Below are 21239 nucleotides of genomic sequence, written 5' to 3' on the forward strand. Positions count from 1 at the left end.
CCCTGAAAACCGCCCATCTCGGACACGGCGCCCCATTCGCAGCGGACAATCGTCGGGCCAGGAATATGACGGGATTTCGACAGTTCCCGCCGCCTGCTGGCCAGCCAAGGACTACCGCGCATGACAGAAGACCCCCGCCGAGATTCCCCCGCAGATGCCGCCACCGCCGCCGCCCAGGCGCCGCAGACGGCCCCGCAGCTGCGCATCGGCACCGTCGCCAAGCTCAATCTCGCCGACTTCCAGAACGCCGTGCCCGCGCTGCTGGAGCTGGCCATCGTCAACGAGGGCGAGCTGCCGCTGCAGGCGCTGAGCCTGCACCTGGCCTCGGAGCCTGCCTTCATCAAGCCGCGCACCTGGCGCCTGGAGTCGGTGGCCGCGCACAGCACCTATGCGCTGACCGACCTGGATGTGGCGCTGGACGGCGCCTTGCTCTCGCGCCTGACCGAGGCCGAGCCCGCCGTGCTGCGGCTGGAGCTGCGCAGCGGCCAGCCGGCAGAGACGGTGCTGGCCCGGCACGAACACCCGCTGGAACTGCTGGCACGCAACCAGTGGGGCGGCCTGGGGCATTTGCCCGAGATGGTGGCGGCCTTCGTGCAACCCAACGATCCGGCCGTGGACCGCATCCTCAAGGGCGCGGCGCAGGCGCTGGAGTCGGCGGGCAAGTCCGGCGCCATCAACGGCTATGAACAGGGGCCGCAGCGGGCCTGGGAACTGGCCTCGGCCATCTGGACTTCCGTGCTCCAGAAGAAACTCAACTACGCGCTGCCGCCGGCCAGCTTCGAGCATGCGGGCCAGAAGATACGCGGCGCGTCCCAGGTGCTGAATGCGGGCCTGGCCACCTGCCTGGACCTGACGCTGCTGTTCGCCTCCTGCCTGGAGCAGGCGCACCTGAACCCGCTGCTGGTCTTCACGCGCGGCCATGCCTTCGTGGGCCTGTGGCTGGGCAGGCAGGAATTCTCGACCGCCGTGGTCGATGACATCACGGCCGTGCGCAAGCGGCTCAAGCTGCAAGAGCTGGTGGTCTTCGAGACCACTCTGGCCGCGCAGGGCCAGGCCGTGGCCTTCAGCCAGGCCATTGCCCAGGGCGCGCGCCAGCTGGCCGAAGAGCATGAGGACCAGTTCGAGCTGCTGGTGGACGTGCGGCGCGCGCGCATGCAGCGCATCCGCCCGCTGGCGCTGGCCCAGCCGCAGGACGCCGCGCCCGAGGCCGGGGAAGGCCAGGCCGAGCCCCGACTCACCGTGGAGCCGCCGCCCGAGCTCCTGGCGCAGGCGCAGACACGCGAAGTGCCCACCTCCCAGCTCGATCCCAAGGACAGGCTGGCGCGCTGGCAGCGCCGGCTGCTGGACCTGTCGCTGCGCAATGCGCTGCTCAACTTCAAGCCCGGCAAGAAATCGCTGCTGCTGCAGGTGGCCGCGCCCGCGCTGGAGGACACGCTGGCCCGGGGCCAGGTGCTCAAGCTGCTGCCCAGCCCCGAGCTCATGCAGGGCAAGGACCCGCGCAGCCAGCCATTGCACGAGGCGCGCAGCCTGGAAGACCTGCGCGGCGCGCACGCCGAAGAGGCGCTGCAGCGGCGCGAGGTCTTCATCGACCTGGAGCCGCTGGAGCTGGACAGCCGCTTTGTGGAGCTGTTCCGCGGCGCGCGCAATGCACTGCAGGAAGGCGGCGCCAACACCTTGTTCGTGGCCCTGGGCTTTCTGGTCTGGAGCCGGCCCGACAAGCCCGATGTGCGCGTGCGCGCGCCGCTGATCCTGCTGCCCGTCACGCTGGAGCGCAAGAGCGCGCGCTCGGGCTTCACGCTGCAGGCGCATGAGGACGAGCCGCGTTTCAACCCCACGCTGGTCGAGATGCTGCGCCAGGACTTCCAGCTGGAGCTGGGCGTGCCCGCAGGCGACCTGCCGCGCGACGAGGCCGGGCTGGACATCACCGGCATCTGGGCCCGCGTGCGCGAGGCCATCAAGGACGTGCGCGGCTGGGAGGTCAGCGAGGACGTGGTGCTGTCCATGTTCTCCTTCGCCAAGTACCTGATGTGGAAGGACCTGGCCGAGCGCGCCGACCAACTGCGCAGCTCGCCCGTGGTCGCCCACCTGATCGACACGCCGCGCGAGCCCTATCGCTCGGAGATCGCCTTTCCCGACACGCGGCGGCTGGACCAGGAGTTCGCGCCGCAGCAGGTCTTCAGCCCGCTGCCGGCCGATTCATCGCAGCTGTCGGCCGTGATGGCCGCTGCGCGCGGCAAGGACTTCGTGCTCATCGGCCCGCCAGGCACGGGCAAGAGCCAGACCATTGCCAACCTGATCGCGCAGTGCCTGGCCGAGGACAAGCGCGTGCTCTTCGTGGCCGAGAAAATCGCCGCGCTGGACGTGGTCTACCGCCGCCTGCGCGAAGTGGGCCTGGGCGAGTTCTGCCTGGAGCTGCACTCCAACAAGAGCCGCAAGCTCGATGTGCTGGGCCAGCTGCAGAAATCCTGGGACTCGCATGGCCAGGTGGATGCCGAGGCCTGGGCCGCCAAGGCCAGCCAGCTCGGCCGCCTGCGCGAGCAGCTGTCGGCCTATGTGGAGCGCCTGCACCGGCGCCACGCCAACGGCTGGACCATCTACCGCGCCATTGGCGCCGTGGCCGGTGGCGAGGCGCTGCCGCGCCTGGGATTTCACTGGCCCACGCCCCAGGCCCATGACGAAGCGGGCCTGGCCCTTTTGCGCGAGACTGCGGGCCGCCTGCAGGCCAATGCCCAGGCCGTGGGCACGCAGCATCTGAAGGACGGGCCGCTGGCCACGGTGCAGGCCAGCGACTGGTCCGTGCGCTGGCAGCAGCAGATGGTGGATGCCGCCCAGGCGCTGCACGATGCAGGCCAGGGCTTTGCCGAGGCGGCGCAGCAGCTGGGCCGGCTGCTGCGCATCGAGTGGCCGGCGCTGGGGCGCCAGGCGCGCTCGGCGCTGGGCGTGATCGCGCGCGCGCTGCCTGCGGCCGCAGGCAGCAACCTGGCTTTCTGCGTGCTGCCTGACGGCGCTCGCATTGGCGAATCCCTGCAATCGGGCCTGCAGCTGCTGGCGCAGCACGGTGATCTGTCCGCACAGATTCCGGCGCCCTGGCCGGCCGAGCTGCAGGCGCGCCTGGCCCAGGCGCTGGACCTGCTGGCGCAGCGCCGGCGCCTGCAGGCCGGGCTGGGCACGCCCTGGCCCGTGGCCCTGGGCGACGAGCTGGAGCGCGGCCTGCAGTGCATCGACGAGATCGCGGCGCTGCGCCAGGGCCTGTCCGTCAAGTACGGCGCGGGCGTGGGCCAGCTCAATGTCTCGCAGCTGCAGCGCGAATGGGCCAGGGCCGGCAAGTCCTTGTGGCCGCTGTCCTGGCTGGGCCGGCGCAAGGTGCGCGCGGCGCTGGAGGCCACCATCGAAGGCGCAGGCGAGCCGCGCGTGGCCGATGACCTGGCCGCCCTGGTGCGCATCCGGGGCCTGCGCGAGGAACTGGACCAGATCCAGCCCGGCGCCGCAGCCGACGGCCTGTGGGCCGGACACCGCACGCGCACCGACCATGCGCGCAGCGCCTTGAAGGCCAATGCGGCCCTGCTGGCCGCGCGCGCGCAGAAATCCTTCTCGCTCGATGGACTGGAGGCCGTGGCCGAAGGCCATGGCGGCGAGCGCTGGGCTGCCGAAGTGCAGCGCCTGCAGGCCCTGTACCAGATCGACCGCCAGCTCGATGGCTACCTGCTGCTGGCCGATGCCAGCCACGGCCTGTGGCGCGGCCTGGAAACCGATGCCCAGGCCTTGCAGGACGCGCTGGCCTTCGAGCGCGAGCGCCTGCAACTGACGCGGCGCGGCGGCCTGATGGCATCGCACGCCGCCGTGGCCCAGGGCCGCTGTGGCGCGGCACTGCAGCAGGCCCATGCACAGCTGGCGGCCCGCAGCGCCATCGAGGAACAGCTGCTGGCGCTGGACGAGCTGCGCTTGCGCTGCCCCGGCGTCTGGGACGGCCTGGACACGCGCCCGCAAGCCGTGGAGCATGCGCTGCGCCTGCAGGGATCGCTGCAGGCAGGGCTGACCGGGCTGGGCTGGCAGGAGGCCGAGTTGGCCCAGGCACGCCAGGCCCTGCACCAGGTGCTGGCCTTGCGCAGCGCCGAGCTGGGCGAGGGCGCCGCGATCGGCATGGCCTGCCAGCAGTTGCTGGACAGCCTGGCCGGCCTGCACGCGGCCATAGACCCCTTCAGCGCAGCGGCAGCCCATGGCGAGCCGCAGCAGCGTGCCCTGGCCCAGCGCACGGCCGAGCAGCTGGCGGCCACGGCGGGCGGCGTGCTGGCCGGGCAGGGCGGCCTGCATGCCTGGTGCGCCTGGCGCAATGCCCAGGCCGCGGCCCGCGCGGGCGGGCTGGGTGCGCTGGCCGACGCCATCGAGTCCGGCAGCCTGGAGCCGGCCCAGGCACCCAAGGCCTTCGAGGTCAACTACGCGCGCTGGTGGCTGGCGCTGGCCGTGGACGAGGACGAGGTGCTCAAGCGCTTCGTCTCTGCCGAGCATGAGCGGCGCATTGCCGACTTCCGCGCGCTGGACGATGAATTCACCTCCGTCACGCGCCAGTGGATACGTGCGCGGCTGTGCGCGGGCCTGCCGTCGGCCGACAGCATCCAGCGCAACAGCGAGTGGGGCATCCTGCGGCGCGAGATCACCAAGAAGCGCCAGCACCTGCCGCTGCGCCAGTTGCTGGAGCAGATCCCCTCGGCCGTGCTGCGCCTGACGCCCTGCCTGCTGATGAGCCCGCTGTCCATTGCCCAGTACCTGAGCGCCGAGACCAGCAACTTCGACATCGTCATCTTCGACGAGGCCTCGCAGATCCCCGTCTGGGACGCCATCGGCGCCATGGCGCGTGCCAGGCAGGTGGTCATGGTGGGCGACCCCAAGCAGCTGCCGCCCACCAGCTTCTTCGGCCGTGCCGACACCTCCGACACCTTCGACGACGACACGCAGGGCGTGGAAGGCGACATGGAAAGCATCCTGGACGAATGCCTGGGCGCCAGCCTGCCCACGCGCAACCTGTCCTGGCACTACCGCTCGCGCCATGAAAGCCTGATCGCGTTCAGCAACCACCGCTACTACGGCGGCGGGCTGGTGACCTTTCCCTCGCCCGTCACCGATGACCGCGCCGTCAGCTTCCACGCCGTGCAGGGCCGCTATGAAAAAGGTGGCGCCCGCATCAACCAGCCCGAGGCCAAGGCCCTGGTGGCCGACCTGGTGGCGCGGCTGAAGTCGCCGGGGTTTGCGCAGTCGGGTGCCACCATCGGCGTGGTCACCTTCAACTCCGAGCAGCAAAGCCTGATCGAGGATTTGCTGGACGAGGAGCGGCGCAAGGACCCGGGGCTGGAGCCGTTTTTCTCCGATGCGCTGCTGGAGCCCGTCTTCGTCAAGAACCTGGAAAGCGTGCAGGGCGACGAGCGGGACATCATGTACTTTTCCATCACCTACGGGCCCGATATCTCGGGCGCCGTGTCCATGAACTTCGGCCCGCTCAACCGCGATGGCGGCGAGCGGCGGCTGAACGTGGCGGTGACGCGGGCGCGGCAGGAGCTTCGCATCTTCTCCAGCCTGCGTGGCGAGCAGATGGACCTGTCGCGCACCCAGGCGGCGGGCGTGCGCGATCTCAAGCACTTCCTGGAATTTGCCGAGCGCGGCCCGCGCGCGCTGGCCGAGTCGCACCATGGCAGCCAGGGCGATTTCGACAGCCCGTTCGAGGCCAGCGTGGCCCAGGCGCTGGAGCGCAAGGGCTGGCGCGTGCACACGCAGATCGGCGCATCCTCATTCCGCGTGGACCTGGGCGTGGTGCACCCGGACCATGCGGGCAGCTACCTGGCGGGCGTGGAGTGCGACGGCGCCACCTACCACCGCTCGGCCACGGCACGCGACCGCGACAAGCTGCGCGAGCAGGTGCTGCGCGGCCTGGGCTGGCAGATACTGCGCATCTGGTCCACGGACTGGTGGGTCAACCCGGGCGGCACGCTGGAACGCATCCACGCGGGTCTGACCGCGCTGCTGGAGCAGGACCGGCGCAAGCGTGCGGCCGAGGTTGTCGAGGTTGCCGAGGTGCCGCAGGCGGCTGCAGTCGCCGAGGCAGAGCCAGCGCCAGAGACGCCTGAGGCGTCCGAGGCATCCGTGGAGGACGGCGAGGCGCATAAGGTCTGAAAGTCGGCCGTGCGCATGAAATGGGCACTTGCTGAAGCCAGAGACACCAAGGAAGGGCCGCCCCCGCACCGAGGGTGTCGTCCCCCTCCCCCGCAAAGCGGGTAGAGAGGGGGAAGGCGCGAAGCGCCTCAGGGGGTGTCAGTACTTGTCCGGAACGTACATGTGCTGGGGAACGGGGTTGCGTGTGTATTCGGGATTGCGCGTGCGCTCTGGCAGCACGATGGCCGGGTGCTCTATCTCTTCGTAGGGCAGCTGGGTCAGCAGGTGGGAGATGCAGTTGAGCCGGGCCTTCTTCTTGTCCACGGCCTGCACCAGCCACCAGGGCGCCTCGGCGATGTGGGTGCGCTCCAGCATGGCTTCCTTGGCCTTGGTGTAGTCCTCCCAGCGGCGGCGGCTCTCGAAGTCCATGGGACTGAGCTTCCACTGCTTGAGCGGGTCGTGCACGCGGCCCAGAAAGCGCAGGTGCTGCTCGTCGTCGGTGATGGAGAACCAGTACTTCACCAGCGTGATGCCCGAGCGCACCAGCATCTTCTCGAACTCGGGCACGGAGCGGAAGAACTCCTCGTACTCCTCGTCGGAGCAAAAGCCCATCACGCGCTCCACGCCCGCGCGGTTGTACCAGCTGCGGTCAAAGAGAACGATCTCGCCGCCCGCAGGCAGGTGGGAGACATAGCGCTGGAAGTACCACTGCGTGCGCTCGCGGTCGTTGGGCGCGGGCAGGGCGGCCACGCGGCATACGCGCGGGTTCAGGCGCTGGGTGATGCGCTTGATCACGCCGCCCTTGCCGGCCGCATCGCGGCCCTCGAAGAGGATGACCACCTTTTTCCTGTGGTGCTGCACCCAGTCCTGCAGCTTGACCAGCTCGCCCTGCAGGCGCAGCAGTTCGCGAAAGTAGGTCTGGCGGCTCACGGTGTCGGCACTGTCCAGATCGTCGCCACCGCTGCCCAGTCGGGCGTCGTCTATCTCCATCTCCAGTTCTTCGTCGTAGCTGTCGAGCAGATCGCGTTCGATGCGCTGCATCAGCGAATCATGGTGGTCGGGCAGAAGTTCGTCGTACATGGTGGGGAATCCGGGCGTCCAGGAGTTGGCGCCTGGGATGGTGGCGTGGATGTGTGACGCGGCTGTGACGGTGCGGCTGGGTGAATACCCTGGCACCGCTCGCCTTCCCGCCGCCTACAGCCACCCCGCCTTGCGGAACTTGTAGTAGAGCAGGCCGCAAACACCCAGCACGAACAGCAGTGCGGCCGGATAGCCGTATTGCCACTTCAGTTCGGGCATGTTCTCGAAGTTCATGCCCCAGACGCCGAAGAAGGCCGTGCAGATGGCGAAGATACTGGCCCAGGCTGCCAGCCGCTTGGTGACTTCGTTTTCCTCGATGGACACCATGGACAGGTTCACCTGGATGGCCGTGCCCACGGTGTCGCGCATGGTGTCGATCTGGGCGTTGATGCGGCCCAGGTGATCCATCACATCGCGGAAGTAGTCCCTGGAGCCCACGCAGATCTGGGGGACGCGCCCGCCGTTGAGCTTGCCCACGGCTTCCAGCAGGGGGGCCACGGCGTGCTTGAGGTCCATGGCGCGGCCCTTGAGTTCATACAGCTGCTTGATGTTGTCGCGCGCCGCGCCCTTGGTGAAGATCTGCTGCTCGATCTGCTCCAGCTCCACCTCCAGCGCGTCGATGATGGGAAAGTAGCGGTCCACCACCGCATCCATCAGCGCATACAGCACAAAGCCCGAGCCGTGGCGCAGCAGCTCGGGCTCGCTCTCGCAGCGCTCGCGCACGCCCAGGAAACCGCGCTTGCTGCGGTTGCGCACCGACAGCACGTAGTTGGAGCCCACGAACACATCGACCTCGCCGTGGTTGAAGTGGCCGGGCCGCTCGGGCTCGGGCTCCAGCAGGTGCATCACGGCAAACAGCGAGCTGCCGTACTCCTCCAGCTTGGGCCGCTGGTGGCCGTGCAGCGCATCTTCCACGGCCAGGGCGTGCAGGCCGAACTCCTGGCGCATCTCCTCCAGCTCGGCCGGCGTGGCGTCCGCCAGCGCCACCCAGACGAAGCAGCCGGGCCGCTCTATGTAGTTGCTGATGTCGGCGACGGGAATGTCCGCCAGCTTGGCCCCGTTTTCGTAGGCGACGCAGTTGATCAGCATGGGAGTTCCCTCGGTAATTCTGGTGCTGGTGATCCTGCCATAACGGGGGATGGGGAAAAGCCAGAGGCCAAGGTGCCGGCAAAACCGCCAGCAGCTCAGGTTTGCGCATCTGGTAACAATACGTGTATAACCTGTCACGACACTGCTGGGCGCCGCCCGGCGCTTGCGAGCCAAGGACTCAGATGATCTTTCGCCAGTGGGGAATCGCGTTGGGTGCGTTGGGCCTGTCGGCCTTGAGCGGTGTATCTGCAGCCGGTGTGCTGGACAAGGTCCAGGCCGGTGGCGCGCTGGTGATTGCGCACCGGGAATCGTCGGTCCCCTTCTCCTACATCGACACGCGCAGCGGCAAGCCCGTCGGTTACGCGCTGGATCTGTGCCTTCGCCTGGCCGAGGCGGTGCGCAAGCAGACAGGCAGGAAGGACATGAAGGTGGAGTTCCTGATGGTCACGCCCGCCAATCGCATGGCCGCGATCGAGCAGGGCAAGGCCGACATGGAGTGCGGTTCGACCACGAACAACGCGCAGCGGCGCCAGACCGTGGCGTTCACGGTTCCCCATTTCATCACCGGCGCCCGGATGCTCGTGAAGGCCGAAAGCACCATCAACGCGATGGAAGATCTCAAGGGCAAAAAGCTGGTCTCCACCAAGGGCACCAGCCCGATGGCCCTGGTGACGCAGGCCAACAGGCAGCGCCTCATGGGCATCACCATTGTGGAGGCCCCCGATCACGCGAGGGCCCTGGAGATGGTGGAGAAGGGCGAAGCCGACGCGTTCGTGATGGATGACGTGCTTCTCAACGGGCTGGCCGCTGCACGGCCCGATCCACGCGCCCTGAAGGTGGTGGGCAAGTTCCTGTCCACCGAACCCCTGGCCATCATGCTGCCGAAGGCCGATACCGCGTTCAAGAAACTGGTCGATGAAGAGATGAAGCGGATCATCACCAGCCGCGAAATCCACCCCATCTACGAGAAGTGGTTCCTGCAGCCGATTCCACCCAGCTCCACGAATCTGAACCTGCCGATCAGCTACCTGCTGCGCGACTTCTGGAAGTACCCCACGGCGGACATTCTGCTGTAGGCCTGTCTGTGCAGCCGCAGCGCCGCATCGGTCAAGCCGCAAGCGCTTGCTCCCTTGGGCGCGCGGCTGGGGCATCACCTGCCCCCGTCGCCGCCAGCTCCCCCAGCCCGAAATGCCCGCGCAGCGTGCGGCTTTCGTATTCCTCGCGGAACAGGCCGCGCTTGCGCAGGATCGGCACGACTTCGCTGGTGAACAGCTGGAACTGCTGGTTGAGTATGGGCGGCATGACGTTGAAGCCGTCGGCCGCGCCGTGCCTGAACCAGTCTTCGATGATGTCGGCCACCTGTTCGGGCGTGCCGGCCACGGCCAGGTGGCCGCGGGCGCCGGCCAGGCGCTTGAGCAGGCCGCGCAGGGTGAGGCCGTCGCGCAGGCTGGTTTCCACGTAGCCCACGGCGCGGCTGCGGGAGGCTTCGACCTTGTCGGGATCGGGGAAGTCGTCGCGCGTGAGCAGGCGGTCCAGCGGCACGGCCGAGAAGTCGTGGCCGCCAAAGCGTGCGGACAGGCGGGCCAGGCCAACCTCGATGCTGGTCAGGCTGTCGAGCTCTTCCCAGACCTGGCGCGCCTCGTATTCGGTGGAGCCTATGGCGGCGCTGATGCCGGGCAGGATCACGATGTCCTGCGGGCGGCGGCCCAGCTGCTGCGCCTGTCCCTTGATGTCGGCATAGAAGGCCTGGGCCGATTCCCGCGAGCCGTGGGCCGTGAAGATGGCCTCGGCCCATTGCGCGGCAAAGGCACGGCCCGATTCGGACTGGCCTGCCTGCACGAAGACGGGCCGGCCCTGCGGGCTGCCGGGCACGTTGAGCGGGCCGCGCGTGCGGATGTATTTGCCCTCGAAGTGGACGGGCCGGATCTGCGATGCATCGAGGAACTGGCCGGCCGCCGTGTCGTCCAGCAGGGCGCTGGCCGGAAAGCTGCGCCACAGCGCATCGACGGCGGACACGAATTCCTCGGCGATGCGGTAGCGGTCGCCGTGGTCCACGTTGTCGGCCAGTCCGAAGTTCAGGCCCGCGTTGGGCGCCCAGGAAGTGACGATGTTCCAGCCCGCCCGCCCCTTGGACAGATGGTCCAGCGAGGCGAACTGGCGCGCCAGCGTATAGGCATGGCTGTAGGTGGTGGAGGCGGTGCCGATCAGGCCGATGCGCTCGGTGCGCAGCGCCAGTGCCGTCAGCAGCACCAGCGGGTCCAGCAGGCCCGAGGTGATCTGCTGGCCGTTCTCGGGCCCGACCAGGCTGTCGGCCAGGAAGACGGCGTCGAATTTGGCGGCCTCGGCGATGCGTGCGGCATCGACGTACAGCTCCAGGTCGGTGAGCGCCTTGCGGTTGGCGCCGGGATGGCGCCAGGCGCCTTCATGGTGGCCGCGCGTCATGAGGAACAGGTTCAGGTGCAGTTGCCGAGACATGGGAGCAGTCCTTTGTTGTGTGGGTTGTTTCGCGGGCGGGGCCGGCGTCAGGCGATCTCTGTCTCGACGCCCAGGCTGCGCAGCAAGGTGGCGCGCAGCTGCATGAAGGCAGGATGGTCGGGGCGGCGGGGATGGGGCAGGTCCACGGCGTGGTCCTCGGCGATGCGGCCGTCCCTGAGCACCAGGATGCGGTCGGCCAGCAGCAGGGATTCGTCCACGTCGTGCGTGACGAGGATGACCGTGGGCCGTATGCGCTCGACCAGGCGCAGCAGCAGGCCGTGCATGCGCATGCGCGTGAGCGCGTCCAGCGCGCCGAAGGGTTCGTCGGCCAGCAGCACGTGCGGGTCGCGCAGCAGGCTGCGGGCCAGCGATGCGCGCTGCTTTTGCCCGCCCGACAGCGTGGCGGGCCAGGCGCCAGCCTTGTCCTGCAGGCCCACGTCGGCCAAGATCTGCTCGGCTGCAGGCCGCACGGCGCGCGCATCCAGCCCCAGCGTGAGGTTGTCCAGCACCGACAGCCAGGGCAGCAGGCGAGCATCCTGGAACAGCACGGAGACATTGCCCTGCGCACTGGCCGCGCCGCTGGACTGCGCATGGCCGTCCAGCCCGGCGAGCGCGCGCAGCAAGGTGGTCTTGCCCGAGCCGGACTCGCCCAGCAGGGCCACGAACTGGCCCGGGGCAATGTCCAGGTCGATGGCGTCCAGCACGTTCTTGCCGCCAAAGCTGCGCGTGAAGCGCTGCAGCCGCACGGCGCCCGGGGTGGGGTGATGGCTCATGATCCCAGCGACCTCCGGTAGGACAGCACATGCGCCTCGATGCGGCGCACCACGGCGTCGGACAGCAGTCCCAGCAGGGCGTAGATGAGGATGCCCACCACGATCACATCGGTCTGCCCCCAGTCGCGGGCGCGGTTCATGAGGTAGCCGATGCCGGTCTGCGTGTTGATCAGCTCCAGCACCACCAGCGCCGTCCAGCACAGCGACACGGCAATGCGCAGGCCCACGAAGAAGCCCGGCAGTGCGCCCGGCAGCGCCACCTTGCGGATGAATTCGGCGCGCGACAGGCCCAGGGTCTGGGCCAGCTCCACATGGCCGATGTCGATGCCGCGCAGGGCCGCGTGGGTATTGATGTAGACGGGCACCAGCACGGCCGTGAAGATCAGAAAGATCTTCATGGACTCGCCAATGCCCAGCCAGATGATGGCCAGGGGAATCAGCGCCAGCGTGGGCACGGCGCGCTTGATCTGCACCAGGCCGTCGAGCAGGGCCTCGCCCGTGCGCGTCAGGCCCGAGGCCAGGGCCAGCAGCACGCCAGCCACCACGCCCAGCAGCAACCCGCTGTAGGCACGGCCTGCCGATGCCAGCAGGTGGGGCAGCAGGCTGCCGTCTGCCACCATGCCGTAGCCGGCGACCAGGGCCTGCGAGGGCGCGGTCAGCGTCTCCGGCGACAGCCAGCCCAGGCGCGAGGCCGCCTCCCACAGCACCAGCAGCAAGCCGGGGCCCACCAGCAGCGCGCCCTGCGACAGGCGCGCGGGCACCAGTTGCACGGCGGCCCGGGTGGCGGGCGCGGATTGAGCGGTGGCTGCGGTGGCCGGTGCCAGACCGGCCGCGTTGATGTCCAGTTGCGCTTGCGTCATCGTGTGTTTTCTGGCCGGTTCATCGGTTGGCCACGATCACGCGGTCGTAGGTGGACACGAAGGAGCCGGCCGCATCCAGCCGCTGCGGCAGGCTGCCGGCGGCGTGCAGGATGTCGATCAGCTTCTGGTGGTGGGGTTGCGCCTCGGCGGCAGTCTGGAACAGCAGGTCGGACTGCGATGCCAGGATGGCCGCCGTGCTCTCCGCATCGATGCGCTGGAACTGCGTGTAGTAGTGGCGGCCCCATTCCTGCTCGTGGCCATTGCTCCACTTGCCTGCGCGCACGAAGGCGCCCAGGAAATCGACGATGGCCTGGGACTTGGCCGGGTCGGCCAGCACGTCGGGCCGTGCGTAGATGTACGAGGTGGCGGGCAGCAGCGCGCGCTCCTGCGGATCGGGCACGGGCCGCGCGCCGATCTGCTTGCCCAGGCGCGTGACATGGGGCTCCATGAGCACGGCCACGTCCACCGCCTTGGCGCGCAGCGCGTCGTTGAGTTCGGCCACGCGCAGGTTGACCAGCTTCACGTCGGCCAGCGTCAGGCCCGCGCGTGTCAATGCCTCGATCAGGAAGACCTGGCGGCCCGAGCCTTCCACATAGCTCAGGCGCTTGCCGCGCAGGTCGGCCAGGCGCTCTATGCCTGCATCGGCACGCTGCACCAGGCGGTACTGGGCGCGCTCGCGCGTGAAGGTGGCGATGATGGGCAACTGCACACCGGCGGCGCGCGCCTGGATGGGCGGCGTGTCGCCCACATAGGCAATGTCCAGCGCGCCTGCGCGTATGGCCTCGAAGATGGCCGGGCCGCCCGCGAAGTTGGGCAGCTCCAGCTGAAAGCCCAGGCGCTTGCGCTCACCGCTGGCATCCAGCAGGTGGCGCAGCAGCTCGCTCTGGTCGGCGACGACCAATCGGGTCCTGGGGTCGGCCGCAGCACGTGCGGCGGTGGTGGAAGCCAGGGCGGCAGCGGCCAGCAGAGAAGGGCCGGCCAGCAGGAAACGACGCTTGTTCACGCGCTCCATCCTCAAAAGATTGCAATGGGATGGATGCTAGTTAGCGTGCTTCAGTTGTGAAAATACCGATTCCGTATTTGCAAACGCGCGCCACGCACATGGGCGTGGCGCGGGGGGAGGTTCAGCCGAACACCGGGCGCATGAAGCTGCGCTCGTAGCTCAGGATGCAGCGCGTGTCCTCCGCGTAGCGGAAGGCGGCCTGGCACTCGGGGTCCTGCATGGACTTGATGCGGTACTCCTCGTACAGCGCCATGCTGGGGAAGCTGAACATGGCCAGCGCCACATTGTTGGCGCCTTCGGACGGCAGGAAGTAGCCGTGGTGCTTGCCGCCGAATTTCTCGACCAGCGGAATCCAGGTCTTGCCGTACTCCTCGAATTCCTTGGCCTTGAACGGGTCGATGATGTAGCGCAGGTAGCAGGTGATCATGTCTGAAAAGAGAAGGGAAGCGAAGCCTAGAGTTTGAACGATGCCGTCAGGCGGGAGAGCTTCTCCGACTCCTGCTGCAGCACCTGCGTGGCGGCCGAGGACTGCTCCACTAGTGCGGCGTTCTGCTGGGTCACGCGGTCCATGTCGGTCACGGCATGGCCCACCTGCTCGATGCCGGTGCTTTGCTCGCGGCTGGCCGAGGCGATCTCGGTCACGATGCCTGTGATGTTGCGCACCGTGGTGACCACTTCGCGCATGGTCTGCCCGGCCTGGTCCACCAAGGTGGCGCCGGCATCCACACGCTCCACCGAGGCCTGGATCAGCGTCTTGATCTCGCGCGCGGCCGAGGCGCTGCGCTGCGCCAGGGTGCGCACCTCGCCCGCCACGACCGCGAAGCCGCGCCCCTGGTCGCCAGCGCGCGCAGCCTCCACGGCCGCGTTCAGCGCGAGGATGTTGGTCTGGAAGGCGATGCCGTCGATCACGCCGATGATGTCCACCACGCGGCGCGACGAGGTGTTGATCTCGCCCATCGTGCTCACCACCTGGTCCACCACGGTGCCGCCGCGCTCGGCCACCGCGCAGGCGCCCGAGGCGATCTGGCTGGCCTGCTGCGCGTTTTCCGCGTTCTGGTGCACGGTCGCGGTCAACTGCTCCATGGACGCCGCCGTTTCCTCCAGCGAGCTGGCCTGCTGCTCCGTGCGCTGCGACAGGTCCAGGCTGCCCGTGGCAATCTCGCCGGCCGAGCGGTGGATGATGCCCGCCGTGTCATGGATGCGCGTCACCAGTTGGCGCAGCTGCTCGCTCATGCGCTGCACCGCCGCTATCACGCTGCCTTCCGGTGCGTGCGATGCCCCCTCCAGCCCGGTTTGCGACAGATCCCCGGCGGCGATGCGGTTGGCGATCGCTGCCGCCACGGCCGGCTCTCCGCCGATGGCATGGAGCACGCTGCGCGTGACCATCCAGGCAATCAACGACAGCAGTGCGCCCAGCACCGCCAGCGCCGCCACCGACTTGATGATGGTGGCGATGAAGGCCTGCTGGATGTCGTCCACATAGTCACCCGCGATCAGGTCCCAGTTCCAGGAAGTGGATCGCTTGGCATAGGCCAGCTTCTCGCTGGGCTCCTTCGCGCCGGGACGGGGCCACCAGTAGGTGAGGTAGCCGTTGCCCTGGGCAGAAGCGCCCACGGCGGCAATGCTGCGGTAGAGGTAGCTGCCCTTGGCGTCCTGGAAGCCGGCCATGTTCTTGCCGTTGATGCCCGGGCTTGCGGGGTTGTTCAGCACCACGGAATCCGTCGTGATGCTGGTGATGTAGCCCGCACCACCGGCATAGCGCAGCTGCCCCACGCGGGCAATGGCCGTGGCCTTGGCGTCTTCTTCAGGCAGCTTGCCGGCCTTGGCCTCTGCCGCAATGGCGGCAATCAGGCTGTCTGCCGAATCGACAAAGTCCCGCAGCGCCTGCTGCCGGGCCTCATAGGCCTTGCTGCGTGCCTGGTAGGCGTTGAACAGGGTCAGCGCAAGCAGCGCCAGCAGGCAGAAAACCAGCGGAGCCAGCAGTTTCTGGCGAAGGGACAGGGCAGGCATGGAAACGGGTTCGAAGAAGAGGCAGGGACGCCGTGAATGCTACAGAAACTTCCTCTTTGGTTTCATGTGTTTACAAATTTTTCCGCGCTCGCACAGTGCCGGCGCGGTCCCGTTTCTGCGGAACCTGTCCTGCCGCTGCCAACCTCGGCACGGGCGCGTGCACCGCATTGCCAGGCTTGCGGTCCATCACAAGGGAGAATCACCCCATGCAAGAAACTCCGCCCCCCGCCGCCCAGCCCCGCAATCCGCTGCACGGCGTCACGCTCGAAGCCATCGTCCGTGCACTGGAGGCCCGCTATGGCTGGCCCGACCTGGCACGGCAGGTTCCGGTGCGCTGCTTCACGCTGGACCCCAGCGTCAGCTCCAGCCTCAAATTCCTGCGCAAGACGCCCTGGGCGCGCGAGAAGGTGGAAGCGCTCTATCTGGACATGCTGCGCAAGGACAGGCGCAGGCCCGCTTCCACAGACTGAAGGCGCAAGCCGGATGCCACCGGACAAGATGTCCAGTGCGCAGGCACAGGCTGTGCCTATCATCGGCACCGTCTCCGATCCCGCAACCCTTTCAGACACCACCATGACCCAGAGCCAGAACCCTGTCGCCGTGATTGCCTCCGCCATGAAGACGCACGGCATCGTGCCTGCGGATTTCGACATCGCCTCCATCGAGGACGAGTACGCCTTGATGGCGGCACTGCGCCAGCACACCAAGGCCGCCCAGGTCAAATTGTTCGATGGCGGCATTGGCGAAGACAACGAGGCCGACGAAGACTACGTGGCCCTGCTCAAGCGCTTCGCCAAGGCTTGCGGTGGCGCCATCGGCTATGAGGGCATCGAATCCGGCATGGAGGGCGACACCGTCACGCTGCGCTTCCGATCGGGCGGCGAGGAGCACAGCTGGTCCTTCGAGCAGGACGGTGACCGCGTCAGCGAGGAGTTCCTGGACTTCATCATTGACCACTCCAAGTCCTGCACGGCGGGGGAGTTCATCAATCTGCTCGACGAGAACTCGCTGCTGACAGGCTTTGTGCCCAAAGACATCTCCAGGCTGCTGTACGAGCACGACATCGTTTACTGAGTGCGGATGGCGGTGGCGGCGCGCCCGCCTCGACTTCACATCACGCGCACGCCCAGCCCGCCCACCAGCTCGGCAGCCTGCTCATGCGAGATCAGGCTGCCCTTGAAATGCTGGCTGAGCGAGGCAATCGTCAAGCCGCGCAAGTCCGCCGAGCGCAGGTCCGCGCCATCGAACCGGGCATTCTTGAGATGGGCATCGCGCAGGCTTGCCTTGTGGAAAACGGCATCGCGGAAGTCGCAGCCGGCCAGATCGGCATCGCTGAAGTTCAGGCCCTCCAGCGTTTTCTTGCGGAAGGACATGCCGCGCAGATCGGCACCAATCAGCAGGGACTCATGAAAATCAATGCCCAGGGTTTGCGCACCGCCAAACCTGGCACCGGTCAGCTTGACTTCAAGAAAGCGCGCTGAGGCCAGCTTGGCCAATTCCCAGTTGGTGTTGTTCAGGTCGCTCTGGCAAAACAGGGCGTCCGTCAGGTTTGTCAGCCGAAAATCGGCGCGGCCCGCCTTGCAATGCAGCCAGCGGGTGCCGGCCAGTTGGCAGCTTTCAAAGCAGGTGTCGGCAAAACTGCACTCCACAAATTGCGCGCCCTGCAAATCGAGTTGATAGAGATTCAATCCATCGAATTCGCATTGCTCGAAACCCAGGCCATGAGAGGCTTCTTGTTTCAATAGCTCCGACAAACGGTCCTCATCAAAAATCTGATTGACGATGGTTTTTGTGGAAGGCTTTTTTTGCATGGTCAATATCAGGCATGGCGTATTTCAGAAAGGCTGGGCAGTGTATGGCCTTGCCGCGCCCAGGTGTGAAATGTCCTTGGGATTTTCCAAGGGCATGCATTGCGCAGTTTGACGGATGAGAAAACCTGTGAGCACACGGGTTGCGGGCTGCTTCCGGTGCCGGCTCCGCCCTCCAGGAAGGGCGGAACCGGCGTGCCCGCGTCCCCCGTGGCTGCGTACCGTGGGCTTGCTGACCAGGTCGCGGCTTGGCGGACATGCATCTGTCGAAAAACCCTTACAGGAAGATGCTATTTGATATTACAAAATGTGTCTCTCGTGGCGAGGGTGCCAGTAAATAATCTGCAGAAAACATGGTTGGCACGCCAGCTGTATTTTCACCAATGCAGTTCTCTGGCAGCCTCAACGAATAATTTATTTGAAATCCAGCAAATATCTATGACCGGAATTATCCAGCAAACACTCCAAAATGATATTGATGCCTTGATCCATGATTGGATGGCCCAGGCCAGCGTGGGTGATTCCACGCTCGGGAAGAATGCTGAAAAAGATGCGCGCGGGATTATCAACGCCATTGTGGGCGCCTTCGCTTCCGGCGCCGATCCGCAAAGGTTTTCGGACGAGGGCTGGAATCCCGCGCGGCGCCTGCTGGCCGAGCTGTCCCGCACCCGCGCCGCCCAGGGCCAGCGTGCCGGTGAAACCAGCCAGTTCATCCTGTCGCTGAAAAAGCCGCTGTTCGCACACATCCAGCGCGGGCTGTCGGGCGATCCTGCTGCGGCCATCCAGGAAATCTGGAGGGCCACCGTGCTGGTGGACAACATGGCCCAGCACACGGTCAGCAGCTTCCAGCAGGCACGCGAGGAGATCATCATCCGCCAGCAGGAAGAATTGCTGGAGCTGTCCACCCCCGTCGTCAAGCTGTGGGAGGGGGTGCTGGCCATTCCGCTGATCGGCACGCTGGACAGCAACCGCACCCAGGTGGTGATGGAGTCCTTGCTGCAAAGCCTGGTGTCGACCGAGTCGGAGCTGGCCATCATCGACATCACCGGCGTGCCCACGGTGGACACGCTGGTGGCCCAGCACCTGCTGCGCACCGTGACGGCCATTCGCCTGATGGGTGCGGACTGCATCATCAGCGGCATCCGGCCCCAGATTGCCCAGACCATCGTGCACCTGGGCATCGACATGCGCGACATCACCACCAAGGCCACGCTGGCCGAGGCGCTCAAGCTGGCCATGGGCAAGACCGGCTGGCGCATCACCCGCCAGACACAGGAGTGAGCCATCCATGGACCGCATTCCAATCCTGCGCATGGGCGATGTGCTGCTGGTTTCCATCCAGATCGACATGCAGGACCAGACGGCGCTGGCGCTCCAGGACGACCTGGCCGAGCGCATCGCGAGCACGGGCGCCAGCGGCGTCATGATCGATATCTCGGCGCTGGAGGTGGTGGACTCCTTCGTCGGGCGCATGCTGGTGACCATCTCGGGCATTGCCCGCATCCTGTCTGCCGCCACCGTCGTGGTGGGCATGCAGCCTGCCGTTGCAATCACCCTGGTGGAGTTGGGCCTGTCCCTTGGCGGGGTCAGGACGGCGATGACCGTCGAGAGGGGAATGGCCCTTTTGCGGGCCCAGCAGTCGGGAGCCACCCTTGGAACATGATCGCAGCGGCCAAATGCCGTTACAAAACGAGCAGCAGATTGTTGCCACCCGCCAAACGGTGCGCTCGCTTTGCCAGATGCTGAAGTTCTCGCTGGTCGATCAGACAAAGATGATTACCGCTGCAAGCGAGCTGTCCCGCAATACGCTGATTCATGGAAAAGGTGGCCACATGAACTGGGCCATCATCGACGTCAATGGAAAACAGGCCTTGCAATTGATTTTTGAAGACACAGGGCCTGGAATCAAGGATCTGAAAATGGCCATGACCGATGGTTTCACCACCGGCATGGGAATGGGCCTGGGCCTGCCGGGAAGCAAGCGGCTGGTGAATGATTTCAAGATAGAAACCGAGCTGGGCCAGGGCACACGAGTGAGTATCACCAAGTGGAAGTAATCCGGGGCTGGACCCATCGTTCATTTCCAATAGGCGATGCGAGCCGTGTGGGTGAGGTCAGGCGCCATGTGGTTGCACTGGCCTCCGACATGGGCTGGGGAGACGAGGACATGGGCCGTTCGGGGCTGGTGGCGACCGAGCTGGCCACCAACCTGGTGCGGCATGCCCGGGATGCTGAAATCTGGATAGCCGCGCGGCCGCCCCTGCATGACATCGAAATCATCTGTGTCGACCGCGGCCCGGGCATCGAGGACATCGCCACCGCCATGCAGGACGGGGTGAGCACCGGCTCGGGCTCGCCGGGCACGGGCCTGGGGGCCATCTCCAGGGTGGCCGACGACTTCTTCGTCGTCTCCGAAGCCACCGGCACGGTGAGTCTGGCGCGGCTGCGCGAAGGCCGCAGGGCGCCGTCGGCACTGTCGCTGCGCATGGGCGCCGTTTGCCTGGCCGTTGCGCCCGAGACCATCAGCGGCGACGCCTGGGCGGTCAGGTCGGGCGCGGGGCTGGCCGAGGTGCTGGTGGCCGATGGCCTGGGCCATGGACCGCTGGCGGGCGAGGCGGCCCGTGCGGCGGTCGATGTCTTTGCGTCGCAGAACGGGAACGGGAACGGGAACGAGAACCGGAACGGCGGTGCCGATGCCGCCATGCCGCTGGACGAGTTCGTGGCCCAGGCCCATGCAGCGCTGCGCGGCACGCGCGGGGCGGCCCTGTTGGCGGTGCGCTTCGGCGCACAGGCCGTGCACAGCTGCGGTGCGGGAAACATCAGTGGCAGGCTTTTCAATGGCGTGGCCAGCCTTTCCCTGAGCAGCCAGCACGGCACGGCAGGTGTACAGATCTCGCGGCCCAGGGTGGCCGACTGCTCCAGCCTTGACCATGGCGTTCTGGTGCTGCACTCCGACGGCGTGTCTGCCCGCTGGAAGCATGAGGACTATGCGGGCCTGCTGGGCCGGGACCCCGGTCTGCTGGCCGCCTGCCTTCTCTGGCACAACACCCGCAGCAGGGATGACGCCACCGTGGTCGTCCTCAAGGCCGAGGAAGAGCAATGAACGAAGACGATCTCAAAGCTGAACTGGAACTGTGCCGCGCCGAGATCAGGTCCTTGCGCGAGGAGCTGGACGAGACCAATCGCGGCGTGGTCGCGCTCTACGGCGAGCTGGATGTGCAGGCCGAGAAGCTGCGCAAGGCCACCGAACTCAAGAGCCATTTCCTCTCCTACATGAGCCATGAGTTCCGCACGCCCATAGGCGCCATCCGCAGCAACGCGCGCCTGCTGCTGGACCATGTGGATGGACCGCTCACCACCGAGCAGACCCGGCAGGTCGGCTTCATCCAGGAAACCGCCGCCGAGTTTTCCGAGATGGTCAACGACCTGCTCGACCTGGCCAAGATCGAGGCGGGCCGCCTGGAAATCTCGCCGGGCTGGTTCGAGATGATGGATTTGTTTGCCGCCTTGCGCGGCATGTTCAAGGCCATGGCGGACAACGTGGAGTTGAGCCTGGTGTTCGAAGAGCCCGGTGATCTGCCGCGCTTCTACACCGACAACCGCAAGCTCTCGCAGATCCTCAGAAACTTCATCTCCAATGCGCTGAAATTCACGCCGCAGGGTGAGATCAAGGTGTCGGCAGAGCTGGTGGGGGACATGCTGGTGAAATTTTCGGTGGCGGATACCGGCATAGGCATCGCCTCGGAATTCCACGACGCGATTTTCAATGACTTCACCCAGGTCGATTCACCCATCCAGAAGCGCCTGCGGGGCACGGGCCTGGGCTTGGCCCTGTCCAAGCAGCTGGCACAGCTTCTGGGGGGCTGGGTGGAAGTGCAAAGCGCCCTGGGCGAGGGCTCGACCTTTTCCGTGATCGTTCCCGCGCATCTTCCGGTCGATACCAAGGATCTGAAGGCCTGATACGGCCAAGCCGGTCTTCATCCCATCAAAAACAACAGGA

General features: G+C 66.8%; 18 protein-coding genes. 9 read left to right on the forward strand and 9 right to left on the reverse strand.

Translation table 11 applies throughout. The features are described 5' to 3' along the window. The first annotated feature begins 120 nt into the window (after positions 1-120). Positions 121-6162: a DUF4011 domain-containing protein gene (locus tag IB269_RS05515; protein WP_192366593.1), complete on the forward strand. Its 6042-nt coding sequence runs from the start codon at positions 121-123 to the stop codon at positions 6160-6162. 138 nt (positions 6163-6300) lie between these two features. Here the strand turns inward: IB269_RS05515 and ppk2 are convergent, their stop codons facing one another. Continuing rightward, positions 6301-7221, reverse strand: a complete 921-nt coding sequence (ppk2, locus tag IB269_RS05520; protein ID WP_034395727.1) for a polyphosphate kinase 2 — start codon at positions 7219-7221, stop codon at positions 6301-6303. Between the two features lie 114 nt (positions 7222-7335). Beyond that, the gene (corA, locus tag IB269_RS05525) at positions 7336-8310 is read right to left on the reverse strand and encodes a magnesium/cobalt transporter CorA (protein WP_012206223.1); all 975 of its coding nucleotides are present in this window, start codon (positions 8308-8310) and stop codon (positions 7336-7338) included. 182 nt (positions 8311-8492) lie between these two features. Here corA and IB269_RS05530 point away from each other — a divergent pair, with 182 nt between their 5' ends. After that, entirely contained in the window at positions 8493-9386 is an 894-nt protein-coding gene (locus IB269_RS05530) for an amino acid ABC transporter substrate-binding protein (protein WP_192366594.1), read from the forward strand. Positions 9387-9417: 31 nt separating this feature from the next. Here the strand turns inward: IB269_RS05530 and IB269_RS05535 are convergent, their stop codons facing one another. The 6 genes from IB269_RS05535 to IB269_RS05560 form a co-directional block, all read right to left on the reverse strand. After that, positions 9418-10785, reverse strand: a complete 1368-nt coding sequence (locus tag IB269_RS05535; protein WP_192366595.1) for an LLM class flavin-dependent oxidoreductase — start codon at positions 10783-10785, stop codon at positions 9418-9420. Positions 10786-10832: 47 nt separating this feature from the next. Next, the gene (locus tag IB269_RS05540) at positions 10833-11558 is read right to left on the reverse strand and encodes an ABC transporter ATP-binding protein (protein WP_088164363.1); all 726 of its coding nucleotides are present in this window, start codon (positions 11556-11558) and stop codon (positions 10833-10835) included. Further along, positions 11555-12418: an ABC transporter permease gene (locus IB269_RS05545; RefSeq protein WP_013801848.1), complete on the reverse strand. Its 864-nt coding sequence runs from the start codon at positions 12416-12418 to the stop codon at positions 11555-11557. The genes IB269_RS05540 and IB269_RS05545 overlap by 4 nt, the downstream gene beginning before the upstream one ends. A 19-nt stretch (positions 12419-12437) precedes the next feature. Further along, positions 12438-13430, reverse strand: coding sequence for an ABC transporter substrate-binding protein (locus tag IB269_RS05550; protein WP_071956235.1), 993 nt, complete (start codon positions 13428-13430; stop codon positions 12438-12440). A 112-nt stretch (positions 13431-13542) separates the two neighbouring features. Further along, on the reverse strand, positions 13543-13848 hold the full coding sequence (locus tag IB269_RS05555; RefSeq protein WP_012206218.1) for an NIPSNAP family protein: 306 nt from the start codon (positions 13846-13848) through the stop codon (positions 13543-13545). Between the two features lie 26 nt (positions 13849-13874). Further along, a complete protein-coding gene (locus IB269_RS05560; RefSeq protein ID WP_192366596.1) occupies positions 13875-15431 on the reverse strand; it encodes a methyl-accepting chemotaxis protein in 1557 nt (518 codons plus the stop codon). 206 nt (positions 15432-15637) lie between these two features. Between IB269_RS05560 and IB269_RS05565 the strand changes: the two genes are divergently transcribed. Next, a complete protein-coding gene (locus IB269_RS05565) occupies positions 15638-15901 on the forward strand; it encodes a VF530 family DNA-binding protein (protein ID WP_097202027.1) in 264 nt (87 codons plus the stop codon). A gap of 103 nt (positions 15902-16004) precedes the next feature. Continuing rightward, positions 16005-16505, forward strand: a complete 501-nt coding sequence (locus IB269_RS05570) for a hypothetical protein (RefSeq protein ID WP_192366597.1) — start codon at positions 16005-16007, stop codon at positions 16503-16505. Between the two features lie 35 nt (positions 16506-16540). Here the strand turns inward: IB269_RS05570 and IB269_RS05575 are convergent, their stop codons facing one another. Then, the gene (locus IB269_RS05575) at positions 16541-17242 is read right to left on the reverse strand and encodes a pentapeptide repeat-containing protein (protein ID WP_192366598.1); all 702 of its coding nucleotides are present in this window, start codon (positions 17240-17242) and stop codon (positions 16541-16543) included. A gap of 435 nt (positions 17243-17677) precedes the next feature. Between IB269_RS05575 and IB269_RS05580 the strand changes: the two genes are divergently transcribed. Genes IB269_RS05580 through IB269_RS05600 form a run of 5 tightly spaced genes read left to right on the forward strand, consistent with a single transcriptional unit; the run spans position 17678 to position 21199 of the window. Next, positions 17678-18520 carry an STAS domain-containing protein gene (locus IB269_RS05580; RefSeq protein WP_063325645.1) on the forward strand — a complete coding sequence of 281 codons (843 nt, stop codon included), beginning with the start codon at positions 17678-17680 and terminating at the stop codon, positions 18518-18520. Between the two features lie 7 nt (positions 18521-18527). After that, the gene (locus tag IB269_RS05585; protein ID WP_012206213.1) at positions 18528-18902 is read left to right on the forward strand and encodes an STAS domain-containing protein; all 375 of its coding nucleotides are present in this window, start codon (positions 18528-18530) and stop codon (positions 18900-18902) included. Further along, complete coding sequence (locus IB269_RS05590) at positions 18892-19296, forward strand: anti-sigma regulatory factor (protein WP_225613965.1); 405 nt, start codon at positions 18892-18894, stop codon at positions 19294-19296. The genes IB269_RS05585 and IB269_RS05590 overlap by 11 nt, the downstream gene beginning before the upstream one ends. Positions 19297-19343: 47 nt before the next feature. Further along, positions 19344-20342, forward strand: a complete 999-nt coding sequence (locus tag IB269_RS05595) for an ATP-binding protein (RefSeq protein WP_318652140.1) — start codon at positions 19344-19346, stop codon at positions 20340-20342. Then, on the forward strand, positions 20339-21199 hold the full coding sequence (locus IB269_RS05600; protein WP_012206210.1) for a sensor histidine kinase: 861 nt from the start codon (positions 20339-20341) through the stop codon (positions 21197-21199). Before IB269_RS05595 ends, IB269_RS05600 begins: the two co-directional genes overlap by 4 nt. Positions 21200-21239: the final 40 nt, after the last annotated feature.

Origin of the sequence: Delftia sp. DLF01 (assembly GCF_014852125.1) — a bacterium.
GTDB lineage: Bacteria > Pseudomonadota > Gammaproteobacteria > Burkholderiales > Burkholderiaceae_C > Comamonas > Comamonas acidovorans.

Bases quoted from the DNA above. Each gene is read 5' to 3' on its own strand.
- IB269_RS05515 (WP_192366593.1), top strand. From the start codon at position 121: ATGACAGAAGACCCCCGCCGAGATTCCCCCGCAGATGCCGCCACCGCC.
- ppk2 (WP_034395727.1), bottom strand. From the start codon at position 7,221: ATGTACGACGAACTTCTGCCCGACCACCATGATTCGCTGATGCAGCGC.
- corA (WP_012206223.1), bottom strand. From the start codon at position 8,310: ATGCTGATCAACTGCGTCGCCTACGAAAACGGGGCCAAGCTGGCGGAC.
- IB269_RS05530 (WP_192366594.1), top strand. From the start codon at position 8,493: ATGATCTTTCGCCAGTGGGGAATCGCGTTGGGTGCGTTGGGCCTGTCG.
- IB269_RS05535 (WP_192366595.1), bottom strand. From the start codon at position 10,785: ATGTCTCGGCAACTGCACCTGAACCTGTTCCTCATGACGCGCGGCCAC.
- IB269_RS05540 (WP_088164363.1), bottom strand. From the start codon at position 11,558: ATGAGCCATCACCCCACCCCGGGCGCCGTGCGGCTGCAGCGCTTCACG.
- IB269_RS05545 (WP_013801848.1), bottom strand. From the start codon at position 12,418: ATGACGCAAGCGCAACTGGACATCAACGCGGCCGGTCTGGCACCGGCC.
- IB269_RS05550 (WP_071956235.1), bottom strand. From the start codon at position 13,430: ATGGAGCGCGTGAACAAGCGTCGTTTCCTGCTGGCCGGCCCTTCTCTG.
- IB269_RS05555 (WP_012206218.1), bottom strand. From the start codon at position 13,848: ATGATCACCTGCTACCTGCGCTACATCATCGACCCGTTCAAGGCCAAG.
- IB269_RS05560 (WP_192366596.1), bottom strand. From the start codon at position 15,431: ATGCCTGCCCTGTCCCTTCGCCAGAAACTGCTGGCTCCGCTGGTTTTC.
- IB269_RS05565 (WP_097202027.1), top strand. From the start codon at position 15,638: ATGCAAGAAACTCCGCCCCCCGCCGCCCAGCCCCGCAATCCGCTGCAC.
- IB269_RS05570 (WP_192366597.1), top strand. From the start codon at position 16,005: ATGACCCAGAGCCAGAACCCTGTCGCCGTGATTGCCTCCGCCATGAAG.
- IB269_RS05575 (WP_192366598.1), bottom strand. From the start codon at position 17,242: ATGCAAAAAAAGCCTTCCACAAAAACCATCGTCAATCAGATTTTTGAT.
- IB269_RS05580 (WP_063325645.1), top strand. From the start codon at position 17,678: ATGACCGGAATTATCCAGCAAACACTCCAAAATGATATTGATGCCTTG.
- IB269_RS05585 (WP_012206213.1), top strand. From the start codon at position 18,528: ATGGACCGCATTCCAATCCTGCGCATGGGCGATGTGCTGCTGGTTTCC.
- IB269_RS05600 (WP_012206210.1), top strand. From the start codon at position 20,339: ATGAACGAAGACGATCTCAAAGCTGAACTGGAACTGTGCCGCGCCGAG.